12 protein-coding genes and 1 pseudogene are annotated in these 14573 nt (G+C 54.2%); 8 read left to right on the forward strand and 5 right to left on the reverse strand.

What is annotated here, in order from left to right:
• Positions 1-5: 5 nt before the first annotated feature.
• Together torA and torD are read left to right on the forward strand one after the other, a co-directional pair.
• Positions 6-2504 (forward strand): trimethylamine-N-oxide reductase TorA, encoded by a 2499-nt coding sequence (gene torA / locus FDW95_RS07860; RefSeq protein WP_115258017.1) that lies wholly within the window; start codon positions 6-8, stop codon positions 2502-2504.
• The gene (gene torD / locus FDW95_RS07865) at positions 2494-3126 is read left to right on the forward strand and encodes a molecular chaperone TorD (RefSeq protein WP_115258018.1); all 633 of its coding nucleotides are present in this window, start codon (positions 2494-2496) and stop codon (positions 3124-3126) included. The genes torA and torD overlap by 11 nt, the downstream gene beginning before the upstream one ends.
• 56 nt (positions 3127-3182) lie before the next feature.
• Here torD and yeiP read toward each other — a convergent pair whose 3' ends face one another.
• Positions 3183-3755, reverse strand: a complete 573-nt coding sequence (gene yeiP, locus FDW95_RS07870) for an elongation factor P-like protein YeiP (RefSeq protein WP_096756467.1) — start codon at positions 3753-3755, stop codon at positions 3183-3185.
• Positions 3756-3912: 157 nt separating this feature from the next.
• Between yeiP and FDW95_RS07875 the strand changes: the two genes are divergently transcribed.
• Positions 3913-4167: a YkgJ family cysteine cluster protein gene (locus tag FDW95_RS07875; RefSeq protein WP_115258019.1), complete on the forward strand. Its 255-nt coding sequence runs from the start codon at positions 3913-3915 to the stop codon at positions 4165-4167.
• Here the strand turns inward: FDW95_RS07875 and setB are convergent.
• Positions 4164-5345, reverse strand: coding sequence for a sugar efflux transporter SetB (setB, locus tag FDW95_RS07880; RefSeq protein ID WP_115258020.1), 1182 nt, complete (start codon positions 5343-5345; stop codon positions 4164-4166). The two genes, FDW95_RS07875 and setB, sit on opposite strands and share 4 nt — an antisense overlap.
• A 368-nt stretch (positions 5346-5713) precedes the next feature.
• Between setB and fruB the strand changes: the two genes are divergently transcribed.
• Genes fruB through fruA form a run of 3 tightly spaced genes read left to right on the forward strand, consistent with a single transcriptional unit; the run spans position 5714 to position 9484 of the window.
• Positions 5714-6844, forward strand: coding sequence for a fused PTS fructose transporter subunit IIA/HPr protein (fruB, locus tag FDW95_RS07885; RefSeq protein WP_115258021.1), 1131 nt, complete (start codon positions 5714-5716; stop codon positions 6842-6844).
• Positions 6844-7782: a 1-phosphofructokinase gene (gene fruK / locus FDW95_RS07890; protein WP_003834544.1), complete on the forward strand. Its 939-nt coding sequence runs from the start codon at positions 6844-6846 to the stop codon at positions 7780-7782. Before fruB ends, fruK begins: the two co-directional genes overlap by 1 nt.
• A gap of 16 nt (positions 7783-7798) precedes the next feature.
• The gene (gene fruA, locus FDW95_RS07895; RefSeq protein ID WP_115258022.1) at positions 7799-9484 is read left to right on the forward strand and encodes a PTS fructose transporter subunit IIBC; all 1686 of its coding nucleotides are present in this window, start codon (positions 7799-7801) and stop codon (positions 9482-9484) included.
• A gap of 63 nt (positions 9485-9547) precedes the next feature.
• On the opposite strand, the gene nfo is transcribed toward fruA, so the two are convergent.
• Entirely contained in the window at positions 9548-10405 is an 858-nt protein-coding gene (gene nfo, locus FDW95_RS07900; protein WP_115258023.1) for a deoxyribonuclease IV, read from the reverse strand.
• A gap of 149 nt (positions 10406-10554) precedes the next feature.
• On the reverse strand, positions 10555-11604 hold the full coding sequence (locus FDW95_RS07905) for a YeiH family protein (RefSeq protein ID WP_115258024.1): 1050 nt from the start codon (positions 11602-11604) through the stop codon (positions 10555-10557).
• A gap of 131 nt (positions 11605-11735) precedes the next feature.
• Here FDW95_RS07905 and yieE point away from each other — a divergent pair, with 131 nt between their 5' ends.
• Positions 11736-12605, forward strand: coding sequence for a DNA-binding transcriptional regulator YeiE (gene yieE, locus FDW95_RS07910; RefSeq protein WP_115258025.1), 870 nt, complete (start codon positions 11736-11738; stop codon positions 12603-12605).
• A gap of 160 nt (positions 12606-12765) precedes the next feature.
• Positions 12766-14241: a lysine-specific permease gene (gene lysP, locus FDW95_RS07915; RefSeq protein WP_096756479.1), complete on the forward strand. Its 1476-nt coding sequence runs from the start codon at positions 12766-12768 to the stop codon at positions 14239-14241.
• 67 nt (positions 14242-14308) lie between these two features.
• On the opposite strand, the pseudogene FDW95_RS23620 reads toward lysP, so the two are convergent.
• Positions 14309-14573, reverse strand: a pseudogene (locus FDW95_RS23620) (TonB-dependent receptor); the annotation flags it as partial.

The following is a 14573-nucleotide window of genomic DNA, read 5'->3' on the forward strand; positions in this document are numbered from 1 at the left end:
AATGTATGGATATTCACGATTTTAATCCGTCCCGTCGCCGTTTTCTGAGCGGTATGCTGGCGGTAGGTGCCGCCAGTGCGCTGGCGCCGAACCCGCTGATATCAAAGGTATGGGCGGCAGGAGAAAACCCTGAGCAGTGGATCCAGTCCGGCTCGCATTACGGCGCTTTTGAAGCCAAAGTGGTCAACGGCGAGTGGACCGAAACCCGGCCCTTTAAACACGACAAATACCCGTGCGATATGCTGAATGCAGTACGTGAAGTGGTCTACAACCCTTCGCGAGTCCGCTACCCGATGGTCCGTCTGGACTGGTTACGTAAGCGTGAAAAATCAGACCGCAGCCAGCGCGGTGATAACCGTTTTGTGCGGGTCAGTTGGGATCGGGCGCTGGATCTGTTTTACGAAGAGCTGGAGCGGGTGCAAAAAAACTACGGATCTTCCGGTGTCTTTACCGGGTTGGCCGACTGGCAAATGGTGGGCAAATACCATAAAGCAGGTGGCGCAATGGACAGGGGGCTCGGCCTGCACGGGAGCTATGTCACCACCGTTGGCGACTACTCGGCGGCGGCTGCACAGGTCATCTTGCCGCATGTGATTGGTTCGCTGGAAGTCTACGAGCAGCAAACCTCGCTGCCGCTGGTGATTGAGAATACCCATACCATCGTGTTGTGGGGCTGCGATCCGATTAAGAATTTGCAGATAGAATTCCTGGTACCCGACCACGAAGCGTTTGGCTACTGGCAGCAGATTAAAGAGGCGGTCGCACAGGGCAAAATGCGCGTCATCAGCGTTGATCCGGTGCGCAGTAAATCGCAAAACTATCTGGGTGCTGAACAACTGGCGCTGCGACCGCAAACCGATGTTGCTTTGCTGCTGGCGCTCGCGCACACCTTGTATGAAGAAAAACTGTACGACACGGCATTTATTAACGATTACACCGTCGGCTTTGAACAGTTTTTACCGTACCTGACGGGCGAGACTGACAAGCAGGTGAAAAACGCCGAATGGGCAGCCCAAATCTGTGGCCTGAGCGCAGAACAAATCCGTGACTTCGCCCGCCTGCTGGTGAAAGGTCGCACGCAGTTTATGGGCGGCTGGTGCGTCCAGCGTATGCACCACGGAGAGCAGTATCCCTGGATGCTGGTGGTGCTGGCGAGCATGGTCGGACAAATTGGTTTACCGGGCGGCGGTGTAGGATTTGGCTGGCACTACAACGGCGGTGGAACGGTAACGTCGGCCGGGCCTGTGCTGTCGGGGCTGGGAAGTATTAACAATCCCCCAGAGGCGAAATATAAAGCGGATTTTCGTGGCGCATCGGCGCATATTCCCACCTCGCGTATCGTCGACTGCCTGCTTGCGCCGGGTAAGAAAATTGCCTTCAACGGTGAAACGTTAACCTGGCCTGATATCAAAATGGCCGTCTACAGCGCGGCCAATCCGTTCCATGCGCAGCAGGATCGCAACCGCATGATTGAGGCATGGAAGAAGCTGGAAACCGTCGTGGTATTAGATCACCAATGGACTGCATCCTGTCGCTTTGCCGATATTGTCCTGCCCGTCACTACGCGCTTTGAGCGGAATGACATTGAGCAGTTTGGTACCCATTCGAATAAAGGGCTGATGGCGCTGCGTCAGGTGGTCAAACCGCAATATGAGGCACGTCACGACTTTGACGTATTTGCCGGGCTGTGTAAGCGCTTTGATAAAGAAGTGGCATATCGTGAAAACCGCGATGAAATGCAGTGGATACAAGCGCTTTATGACGAAGGCGTGAAGATGGGCGCATCGCTCGGCGTCACCTTACCGGACTTTGATACCTTCTGGAAAGGGGACGGATATATTGAATATCCGGCGGGGCAGCCGTGGGTGCGCCACGGTGAGTTCCGCGACCAGCCCGATCTTAATCCGTTAGGCACCCCGTCGGGGCTTATCGAAATCTACAGTAAAACCATCGCGGGTTTTCAATATGAAGATTGTCCAGGACACCCGGTGTGGATGGAGCCGTTTGAACGTAGCCATCAGGGCAAGACGAATAAATATCCGCTGCATCTGCAATCCTGTCACCCGGACAAGCGTCTTCACTCGCAGTTATGCTCCAGCGAGGCGTTTCGTAACACCTACGCGGTGGCCGGCAGAGAACCGCTCTACATCAGCGAGCAGGATGCAACCGCCCGCGGTTTAAAAGCCGGAGATATTGCTCGCGTCTTTAACGCCCGAGGTCAGGTGCTGGCGGGCGTAGTGATTAGCGCCGATTTTCCCGCTGGCGTGATCCGCATTCATGAGGGCGCGTGGTATTCCCCGCAGGAAGGCGGGAAAACCGGGACGCTATGCACCTATGGCGATCCGAATGTCCTGAGTGCGGATATTGGAACATCGCAGCTGGCGCAAGGCCCTTCCGCGCATTCCGTGCTGGTAGAGGTTGAACGCTTCCAGCAGAAGGCCCCGCAGGTAACCGCTTTCGGTGGACCTGAGACAGTGAAAGAGGAGGGGGCCAGTGCCGCATAATCACATTCATCAGCAGCGTGCAGCAGTATATCAGTGGTTTTCGCAACTGCTGTTTCGTGAACTGGACGAGAAGCAATTAGCCCGTCTTGAGAGCGAGGAGAGCCGGGAGTGGATGACCTCACTGACGGGGATCCCCGGACTGGCTGCTGACGTCAAAAAGTTAGCGCGTAGTCTGGCTCAGGTGCTGCGGCGCGAATGCCGACAACTGGAGCTGGCGGCCGATTTTGCTTCACTGTTTTTGCTGGCCCCTCCACAGAGCGTGTCTCCTTATGCAGGGCATTATCCGCACACGACGGCACCTGAAGAACGACGGCAAATGAATGTGCTGTTAGTCGAACAGGGGCTGGCTGCGCGGGAGAATGAACCTGCCGATCATATTGCGGTACAGCTGGCGTTAATGGCGAAAATGGTAGACAAAGAGCAGAGCGTCGCTGAGCAATATTACTTTTTGCATCATCATATTATGTGCTGGGCATCATTGTTCCGGGATAGCTGTCTGCATCGCGACGGCGAGGGCTTTTACCCTCAGGCGGTTAATGTCATCGTGCTTTTTATGCGCGAGGATGAGCAGTATCTGGAATCATTATTGATGGATGATTTTTATCTCAGCAGTCAGCGCTGAAAACAGCAAAGGGACAGCGTGCGCTGTCCCTTTTAGTCTGTGTCTTAGCAGGAACGTTAGTCTGCACGCCCCATATAACGGCGTTCTTCGATATGAATGCGGATTTTCTCACCGGCACTCAGATACTCAGGAACCAGGATCACCAGGCCGGTGGTCAGGGTGGCTGGCTTGTTACGTGCACTGGCTGACGCACCTTTAATGCCAGGTGAGGTTTCAACGATCTCAAGGTCTACGGTCTGCGGCAGTTCAAGCGCCAGCAGTTGGCCATCCCAGGTCAGCACCTGCATGTCCGGCATTCCGCCTTCCGGGATAAACAGCAACTCTTCTTCGATCTGGTCTTTGGTGAAGGTATACGGGGTATAGTCTTCTTTATCCATAAAGACATATTCGTTGCCATCGACGTAAGAGAAATCAACACCACGACGGCTCAGGGTGACGGTATCCACAATATCGTCGCCTTTGAAGCGCTCTTCGACTTTTAGGCCGGTACGGACATCAGAAAAACGCATTTTGTACAGCGTGGCTGCACCACGTGCGCTCGGTGATTGAATATCAATGTCTTTTACAATCAGCAGCTTGCCGTTGTAGTTAAGTACCATACCTTTTTTAATTTCGTTCGCTCTTGGCATCGAAAAAATCCTGTAGTGAGGAGTGTCTAAAATATCGCGTCAAACTACTCGCGCCGGGTCATTCAGGCAAGCGGAATTCGCACTTTTGCGGGTGCAAAAAAGGTGGTACTGTTCGCTACCTACACAATCCGCGGGTTTACCTTAAAGAGAATATTGTATGGAATGCCGTCCGGATTGTGGCGCATGTTGCACTGCGCCTTCTATCTCCAGCCCCATCCCCGGCATGCCTGAGGGCAAGCCCGCCAATACGCCATGCGTTCAGCTTGATGAATTCCTGCGCTGTAAAATTTTTGGTTCCACACTGCGGCCAAAAGTGTGTGCAGGCTTACAGCCCAGCGCTGAAATGTGTGGTCAGACAACGCGCCAGGCTATGGTGTACCTTATTGAGCTTGAAGCGCTCACCGCACCTTAAACGTCTTTGATCCGCGCCAGGCAAAAGACCGTGGCGATAATCATCACCAGCGCAAACCAGAACACCGCATGGTAGTTCCAGATTTCAGCGGCAATACCGGCCAGCGATCCGGCAATAATCCAGCCCACGCGGATGGTGTTGGTGTAAAGAGTGGTTGCAGAACCCGCCTGTCCAGGCATTAAGTCCTGGAAATAGAGCATGCCAATACCGCCGAGGATACCGATGTAAATCGCGTTCAGCAGCTGCAAGCTGAGCAGAATGACCGGCGAATGCGCCAACAGCATTCCGGCATAAAAGAAGAAACCGGCGACCACGGCGATCCGCATCAACAAACGCTTGCCCAGACGTTTAGCAAAGTATCCGGCAATGAGCATCGTCGGTATTTCCAGCCCGGCGGCGGTGCCCATCATAATGCCTGCGAGTTTTTCCGGCAGATGCAGTTCGTTGATGATAAACAGTGGCATATTAATGATGTGCAGGCTGTTGGTGCCCCACATTAATGTACAGATAGCGAACAGCAACAGCGTATCGCGCCGGTTACGACGCGGGGCTTCCACCGCGCCCGTGGCGAGGGCGGCATTTTTGTTCATCGACGGTAAGAACAACCACACCATGACGCCGCAGACGATAAACGCAACGGCGGCACTCAGATACATCACCGTAAAGCTGAAACCCATAGCCAGCGCGTAAGCTAACGGCGGGCCAATCACCCATGCCAGCGAAACCTGAGCACGCAAAATAGAGCTGAACATGACGGTTTCCCGGCCCGTGCGGTCAGCATGTTCGCGGGCGAGGGCAAACATTTGCGGGTTAGCGGTCGATCCAAAACTACTGAGGAAGACGCCGACAAACAGCAAAATAAAATAGTTACGGTTCCAGGCAAACAGCACACAGGCCAGCATCCCCAGTACGCAGCAAAAAACGATCAGATTTTTGCGATCGCCCTTCTTATCAGAACGCCCAGCTAAAAACTGGCTTACCAGGATGCCGATGACAGCGCTACCGGTAAAAAAGAAACCGACCATACCCGGACGGGCATGAACTTCATCGGTCAGAAAAAGGCTGAGCGTAGGGGTCTGCAATGCGCCGGCGATACCCGTAAGAAAAGCGACAAGCAGGAACGCCGAAGACGTTAAATCAAACGACTTGGGGGAGGCGGCTACCGGGGTGTTATGCATGTTTCAATATCTGTGATGTGAAGAGACGCGGAGTTTACGCTGCCTGTCAGAAAATAAACAGGGCGCGAAATCAAAATCGGCATGAAAAATCAAAATAGCATTTCAGTCTCTAAAAACAGTCTGCTGACGATGCTGAAATCGATAACTTAGCTTCCTTTCTATGTCAGCAATTATTGATGCACAGAAGAAAAAATGTGCGTTATATCTAAATTCAGCAAGCAAATTGCTAACTTTACTTGCGTGCTGAAGCAGAAAGCGCAAAACTTCTTGAAACGTTTCAGCGTCATCTTTTCTTAAGTGTTGGAGTTGGGTGGCGCCTTTTTTCTCATGTTAGCTGAATCGTTTCAATTCAGCAGGAGAGGAGAACCATGTTCCAGTTATCTGTTCAGGATATTCACCCGGGCGAACAGGCCGGAAATAAAGAAGAGGCCATTCGCCAGGTTGCTGCCGCGTTAGTGCAGGCTGGCAACGTGGCGGAAGGCTACGTCAACGGCATGCTGGCGCGCGAGCAGCAAACATCTACTTTCCTCGGCAACGGTATTGCCATTCCTCACGGTACCACGGACACCCGTGATCAGGTGTTGAAAACCGGGGTGCAGGTATTCCAGTTTCCGCAAGGTATTACCTGGGGTGAAGACCAGGTTGCATATGTGGCTATTGGTATTGCGGCCAGCTCCGACGAACATCTGGGTTTGCTGCGTCAGCTGACACACGTACTCAGCGATGATTCGGTGGCTGAACAGCTGAAATCCGCCACCACCGCAGAAGAACTGCGCGCGTTGCTGATGGGTGAAAAGCAGAGTGAACAGCTCAAGCTCGACAACGACATGCTGTCGCTGGACGTGGTCGCCGGTTCGCTGGTCACGCTGCAAGCCCTGAATGCCGCGCGTCTGAAAGAAGCGGGTGCGGTTGATGCTAACTTTGTTGCCACGGCTATCAATGAGCAACCGCTGAACCTCGGCCAGGGGATTTGGCTGAATGATTGCGCTCAAGGCAATCTGCGAAGCGCAGTTGCGCTCAGCCGAGCGGTAAATGCCTTCGACGTAGAAGGCGAGACGGCCGCGCTATTGGTGACCGTCGCGATGAATGACGATCAGCCCGTGGCAGTGCTCAAGCGCCTTAGTGATTTGCTGCTGGAAAATAAAGCTGACCGCTTGCTGAAAGCGGATGCAGCGACCGTACTGGCCCTGCTGACCAGTGATGATGCGTTAACTGATGATGTGCTGAGCGCAGAGTTTGTTGTGCGCAATGAGCATGGTTTACACGCCCGTCCGGGCACCATGCTGGTGAATACCATTAAACAATTTAACAGTGAAATTACCGTGACAAATCTTGATGGAACCGGAAAACCGGCAAATGGACGCAGTCTGATGAAAGTTGTGGCGCTGGGCGTGAAGAAAGGACATCACCTGCGCTTTACCGCCCAGGGCGAAGATGCTGAACAGGCGCTGAAAGCGATTGGCGAGGCCATCGCAGCCGGTCTTGGGGAGGGCGCATAATGAGCAGACGTGTCGCAACTATTACCCTGAATCCAGCCTATGACCTGGTCGGCTTTTGTCCAGAAATTGAACGCGGTGAAGTGAACCTGGTAAAAACGACCGGCCTGCATGCCGCGGGTAAAGGCATCAACGTTGCCAAGGTACTGAAAGACCTGGGGATCGACGTCACAGTGGGTGGTTTTCTGGGTAAAGATAACCAGGATGGCTTTCAGCAGTTGTTCAGCGAACTGGGGATTGCCAACCGTTTTCAGGTGGTGCAGGGGCGTACCCGTATTAACGTCAAGCTGACTGAAAAAGACGGTGAAGTTTCTGACTTCAATTTCTCCGGTTTTGAAGTCACCCCGGCGGACTGGGAACGCTTTGTGAATGACTCCCTGAGCTGGTTGGGTCAATTCGACATGGTCTGCGTCAGCGGCAGTCTGCCAACCGGCGTGAGTCCGGAAGCCTTCACCGACTGGATGACGCGCCTGCGCAGTCAGTGTCCATGCATTATCTTTGATAGTAGTCGTGAAGCGCTGGTTGCAGGTTTGAAAGCGGCGCCATGGCTGGTGAAACCCAACCGTCGTGAGCTGGAAATCTGGGCGGGCCGTAAGCTGCCAGAAATGAAAGATGTGATTGAAGCTGCGCATGCGCTGCGTGAGCAGGGTATTGCGCATGTGGTGATTTCCCTCGGTGCGGAAGGTGCATTGTGGGTTAACGCTTCTGGCGAATGGATTGCTAAACCGCCGTCAGTTGAGGTGGTCAGCACCGTAGGTGCAGGGGATTCGATGGTTGGCGGTCTGATTTATGGCCTGCTGATGCGTGAGTCCAGCGAACACACTCTGCGTCTGGCGACTGCCGTTGCCGCCCTGGCGGTAAGCCAAAGCAATGTCGGCATTACCGATCGTCCTCAGTTGGCCGCGATGATGGCGCGCGTCGACTTAAAACCGTTTAACTGACAGCAGGAGAGGCATAATGAAAACGCTGCTGATTATTGACGCTAATCTCGGCCAGGCTCGCGCTTACATGGCGAAAACCCTGCTTGGAGCGGCGGCACAAAAAGCGCATCTGGATATTATCGATAATCCGAATGATGCAGAGATGGCGATTGTCCTAGGTGACACCCTCCCTAACGACAGTGCGCTGAACGGCAAAAAAGTTTGGCTGGGAGACATCTCCCGTGCGGTGGCGCATCCTGAACTGTTCCTGAGCGAAGCGAAAGGTCATGCGAAACCCTACAGCGCACCGGTTGCGGCAGCGCCTGTAGCTAGCAGTGGCCCCAAACGCGTGGTGGCGGTAACGGCCTGTCCGACCGGCGTGGCGCATACGTTTATGGCGGCGGAAGCCATTGAAACCGAAGCCAAAAAACGCGACTGGTGGGTGAAGGTTGAAACCCGTGGTTCAGTAGGCGCAGGCAATGCGATTACCCCGGAAGAGGTGGCGCAGGCCGATCTGGTGATTGTGGCGGCGGATATTGAAGTTGATCTGGCGAAATTTGCCGGAAAACCGATGTACCGCACCTCTACCGGACTGGCGCTGAAGAAAACCAAGCAGGAGCTGGATAAAGCCGTAGACGAAGCGACGCCGTACCAGCCTGTAGGGAATGGGCAGTCCGGAGCAACAGAAGGTAAGAAAGAGAGCGCAGGTGCATACCGTCACCTGCTGACCGGCGTGTCTTACATGCTGCCGATGGTGGTTGCCGGTGGTCTGTGTATTGCACTGTCTTTTGCTTTTGGTATTAAAGCATTTGAAGAGCCGGGCACACTGGCTGCGGCGTTGATGCAAATTGGCGGCGGTTCAGCCTTTGCGCTCATGGTGCCGGTTCTGGCGGGTTATATTGCATTTTCCATCGCTGACCGTCCTGGTCTGACGCCGGGTCTTATCGGCGGTATGCTGGCGGTCAGTACCGGTTCTGGCTTTATTGGTGGGATTATCGCCGGTTTCCTTGCCGGTTACGTGGCGAAACTCATCAGCACCAAGCTGAAGCTGCCGCAAAGTATGGAAGCGCTGAAACCAATCCTGATCATTCCGCTGCTATCGAGCCTGGTAGTTGGGCTGGCAATGATTTACCTGATTGGTAAACCGGTTGCCGGTATTCTGGAAAGCCTGACCCACTGGCTGCAAACCATGGGAACGGCGAACGCAGTGCTGCTTGGGGCGATTCTTGGCGGCATGATGTGTACCGACATGGGCGGTCCGGTCAACAAAGCGGCGTATGCTTTCGGTGTCGGCCTGCTCAGTACGCAGACGTATGCACCGATGGCGGCTATTATGGCGGCGGGGATGGTTCCCCCTCTGGCGCTGGGTCTGGCTACGCTGGTGGCGCGTCGTAAATTCGACAACGCACAGCGTGAAGGGGGCAAAGCGGCTCTGGTGCTGGGCCTGTGCTTCATCACCGAAGGGGCGATCCCGTTCGCTGCCCGTGACCCGATGCGTGTGCTGCCATGCTGTATCGTCGGTGGCGCGCTGACTGGCGCACTGTCGATGGCGGTGGGTGCGAAGCTGATGGCGCCTCACGGCGGCCTGTTTGTGCTGCTGATCCCTGGCGCGATTACGCCGGTAGTAGGATACCTGCTGGCGATTATTGCCGGTACGCTGGTAGCGGGTCTGTCTTATGCCTTCCTGAAACGTCCAGAAGAGGACGCGGTGGCGAAAGCATAATTTCTGCTGCTGACACAAAAGGGCCGATGATTCGGCCCTTTTTTATTCACTCAATCCACCCGATCAGGCGGCGGCAGAATCGGTTTGCTGCGCTTTCAGCCAGGCGATTTCTTCCGCCCAGATATCCGGATTGATGGTTTCCAGCACCAGCGGAATGCCGTCAAAACGGTCATCCTGCATAATCCAGCGGAAGGCGTCGTGACCGATATTGCCTTCACCTAAGCTGTGATGGCGGTCAACGCGGCTGCCAAACGTGCTTTTGGCATCGTTCAGGTGCATCCCACGTAAATAGTTGAAGCCGACAATACGTTCAAATTCGGCAAAGGTCTTTTCACACTCGGCGGCGCTTCGCAGATCGTATCCGGCGGCGAAGGCGTGGCAGGTATCAATGCAGACGCCCACGCGGGATTTATCTTCTACGCCATCGATAATGGCGGCCAGATGCTCAAACTTAAAGCCAAGATTGCTGCCCTGACCGGCGGTGTTTTCAATAACTGCGGTTACGCCCTGGGTCTGCGCGAGGGCAATGTTGATGGACTCGGCAATGCGAGCCAGGCATTCGTCTTCCGGGATCTGCATTAAATGGCTGCCCGGATGAAAGTTAAGCAGGGATAATCCCAGCAGCTCGCAACGCTGCATTTCATCAATAAAGGCATCGCGTGATTTTTCCAGCGCCTCGCTGACCGGGTGGCCGAGGTTAATCAGGTAGCTGTCGTGAGGCAGAATTTGTGCGCTGCTAAAGTGATACTTTTCGCAGGCCGACTTGAAGTCATCAATGACGTCAGTAGTCAACGGCGCGGCGCGCCATTGGCGCTGATTTTTGGTGAACAGGGCGAATGCGGTGGCATCGATTTCTGCGGCGCGAATAGCGGCATTGGCCAGACCGCCAGCGGCGCTTACGTGCGCTCCAATATATTTCATAATTGATTCCCCAAATAGTTCGAGTTGCAGGACAAAACGCAATACGTTTTGAGCAGCGCCTGCAACTCGAAATATGACGGGAAAAACCCGCCATACTCAAATACAAAAGGGGAGAGTATAGCGGGTCAACGGGGGTTAGTCGTGTTTGATTATGCCATCACGCTGTGAATCAAAACGTTGATTGCACCACCACCGACAATCAGCCAGACAAACAGCACCAGCGCCATCAGTAACGGTTTGGCTCCGGCCTTTTTCAGCGCGCTGACGTGAGTGGTCAGCCCAAGTGCGGCCATCGCCATTGCCAGCAGCACGGTATCGAGGGTGACCAGCATGTTCACCACAGACTGCGGCAGCAGGTGGAACGAGTTAAATATCGCCACCACAATGAACAGGATGGCAAACCACGGAATGGTGATTTTGCTCTTTTCGCCGCCGTTAGCCGGAGACAGTTGTTTCACACGAGCTGCCAGCAGGATGAGGAACGGAGCCAGCATCATGACGCGCAGCATTTTGGCAATAACGGCTGCGTTTTCTGCATCCGGGTTAATCGCATGTCCGGCAGCAACAACCTGTGCGACTTCATGCATGGTTGACCCAATATAAATCCCATAGGTTTCAGGGCTAAACCAGTGCGAAAGCAACGGATACATCGCCGGGTACAGGAAGATAGCAATGGTACCGAAGATGACCACGGTGGCGACAGCGACCGTCACTTTACTGGCTTCTGCTTTCACGACCGGCTCTGTTGCCAGTACCGCCGCGGCACCACAAATGCTGCTCCCGGCGCCAATCAGCCAACTGGTGTGTTTGTCCAGACCAAACACCTTCTGGCCGAGGAAGCAGGCAAGCATAAAGGTGCTGGTCAGCGTCAACGCATCGATCACAATCCCGCTGACGCCAACGTCAGCAATCTGCGAGAAGGTGAGACGAAAGCCGTAAAGGATGATCCCCAGTCGCAATAAATGTTGTTTCGCAAACAGTACGCCGCCGTCACAGCTTTTCCAGATGTGCGGATAGACGGTGTTGCCGAGGACCATCCCCAGTAAAATGGCTAAGGTGAGGGCGCTGAACCCGGCCCCCGCAACCGCGGGGATAGAACCACCCCATAACGCGGCTCCGGTGATGACTGCGCTCAGGGCAAGCCCCGGAATAAAATGCCACACTGTACGTCGATGATTCTGTAGGGCGAGTTCGGTCATAACCCCTCCTGTCAATGGAATGATTTCTTGGAGAAAATAGTAAGGTGAAGTGGTTTAAAAATAAAATTGATTATATATTTATAATTAATCTGAATAAGTGGTAAACACGGGCCATCTAGAGGAAAACGACCATGCATATCACCCTGCGACAACTTGAAGTGTTTGCCGAGGTACTAAAAAGTGGCTCGACAACCCAGGCCTCTGTCATGCTGTCATTGTCGCAATCCGCAGTGAGCGCAGCGCTGACTGATTTAGAAGGCCAGCTTGGCGTACAGCTGTTCGATCGCGTAGGTAAACGTCTGGTGGTCAATGAGCACGGGCGTTTACTCTATCCCCGTGCGTTGGCGCTGCTTGAGCAAACGGCCGAGATAGAACAGCTTTTCCGGGAAGATAATGGGGCGATTCGCGTCTATGCCAGCAGCACCATCGGCAATTACATTTTACCTGCCATGATTGCCCACTATCGTCATGATTTTCCCGATCTGCCGTTGGAACTGAGCGTGGGGAACAGCCTGGACGTAATTAATGCCGTACTGGATTTCCGGGTCGACATTGGACTGATAGAAGGGCCATGCCACAGTACGGAAATCATCTCAGAACCCTGGCTGGAGGATGAGCTGGTGGTGTTTGCTGCACCGACGTCACCGCTGGTAAAAGGTCCCGTTACGCTGGAACAACTGGCGGCTTCACCGTGGATCCTGCGTGAGCGCGGGTCCGGTACGCGTGAATTGGTGGATTACCTACTGTTATCTCATTTGCCGCGATTTCAGATGGCCATGGAGTTGGGTAACTCCGAGGCCATTAAGCATGCTGTGCGTCATGGATTAGGGATTAGCTGCCTGTCACGTCGGGTGATTGAGGAGCAGCTACAGGCGGGAACGCTGAGTGAAGTGCCGGTACCGTTACCGCGTTTGGTCCGTACTCTTTGGCGTGTCCATCACCGTCAAAAACATCTCTCCAATGCGCTGCTGCGCTTTTTACGCTACAGCGACCAGCAGTAGGGCGGAGATATTTTTTCAGGCAGCATGCCGACTATTTTCGGCTTTACTTATAATCCACGGCCAGTCATGAAGGTCTCTTATAACAGCGTATTTGTGCCGGAAGAATGCCATTTCGTCTGCTACAATCGCGCCTCATTTTTTGGATGGATAGCATTTTCCCATGGTTTCCGAAACTAAAACCACAGAAGCGCCCACGCTACGTCGTGAACTGAAGGCGCGCCACCTGACGATGATTGCCATTGGCGGTTCCATCGGTACGGGTCTTTTCGTTGCATCTGGTGCAACCATTTCTGCGGCGGGTCCAGGCGGCGCGCTGTTTTCCTATATTCTGATTGGCCTGATGGTGTACTTCCTGATGACCAGTCTCGGTGAACTGGCAGCGTACATGCCGGTTTCTGGTTCGTTCTCCACTTACGGTCAGAACTATGTAGAAGAAGGCTTTGGCTTCGCGCTGGGCTGGAACTACTGGTACAACTGGGCGGTCACCATTGCCGTCGACCTGGTCGCTGCGCAGTTGGTGATGAGCTGGTGGTTCCCGGATACGCCAGGCTGGATCTGGAGTGCGCTGTTCCTGTGCGTCATCTTCCTGCTGAACTACATCTCTGTTCGCGGTTTTGGTGAAGCAGAGTACTGGTTCTCGCTGATCAAAGTCACCACCGTTATTATCTTCATCGCGGTTGGCGTGCTGATGATTTTCGGCATCTTCAAAGGCGCTCAGCCGGTGGGCTGGAGCAACTGGACTACGGGAGATGCACCTTTCGCCGGTGGCTTTGCAGCCATGATTGGTGTGGCGATGATCGTCGGCTTCTCCTTCCAGGGTACTGAGCTTATCGGTATTGCGGCGGGTGAATCTGAAGATCCCGAGAAGAACATTCCGCGCGCGGTGCGTCAGGTGTTCTGGCGAATCCTGCTGTTCTATGTGTTCGCGATCCTGATTATCAGTCTGATTATTCCGTATACCGATCCAAGCCTGCTGCGTAATGATGTGAAAGACATTAGCGTCAGTCCGTTTACGCTGGTCTTCCAGCACGCGGGCCTGCTTTCTGCGGCTGCGGTAATGAACGCTGTGATCCTGACCGCGGTGCTGTCGGCGGGTAACTCCGGTATGTATGCCTCAACGCGCATGCTCTACACCCTGGCATGCGACGGCAAAGCGCCGCGTATTTTCGCCAAATTGTCTCGTGGCGGCGTCCCGCGTAATGCGCTGTATGCGACCACGGTGGTGGCAGGTTTGTGTTTCCTGACCTCTATGTTTGGCAACCAGACCGTGTACCTGTGGCTGCTGAACACCTCCGGTATGACGGGCTTTATCGCCTGGCTGGGGATTGCCATCAGCCACTATCGCTTCCGTCGCGGTTATGTGATGCAGGGGCGTGATATAAACGATCTGCCGTATCGTTCAGGCTTCTTCCCGCTGGGACCGATCTTTGCGTTCGTGCTGTGCCTGATAATCACCCTGGGGCAAAACTACGAAGCGTTCCTGAGAGACACCATTGACTGGGGCGGCGTGATGGCGACCTATATTGGTATTCCGCTGTTCCTGATTATCTGGTTCGGCTATAAGCTGACCAGAGGGACGCGTTTCGTGCGTTACAGCGAAATGCAATTCCCGGATCGCGTGAAGAAATCGTCTTAAGCATTTTGGCAGGAAATAACAAAAAACCCCGGCAGGGTAAATGCCGGGGTTTTTTATTGCGCCAAACTTAGAAGTTATAGGTCAGGCCAACCGTGTAACGACGACCATCGAGTATGGTGTCATAGGTCTCGTAATCGATTTGCTTATCCAGCACGTTGTACACGCCAGCGGTGGCCAGCACATCCTTGCTCACGTAGTAACGCACACCAACATCGACTTGAGTATAGGACGGTGTCCCTTGAGCCATCGACGTACGGCTCAGGTACTCAGAGGTTTTCCCGCGCAGGTTCAGACGGCTCCAGAAACCGAGATCCTGCGTGGCCTGCCAGTCC

Origin of the sequence: Citrobacter sp. wls718 (assembly GCF_005280945.1) — a bacterium.
In the GTDB taxonomy this organism is placed as follows: domain Bacteria; phylum Pseudomonadota; class Gammaproteobacteria; order Enterobacterales; family Enterobacteriaceae; genus Citrobacter; species Citrobacter gillenii.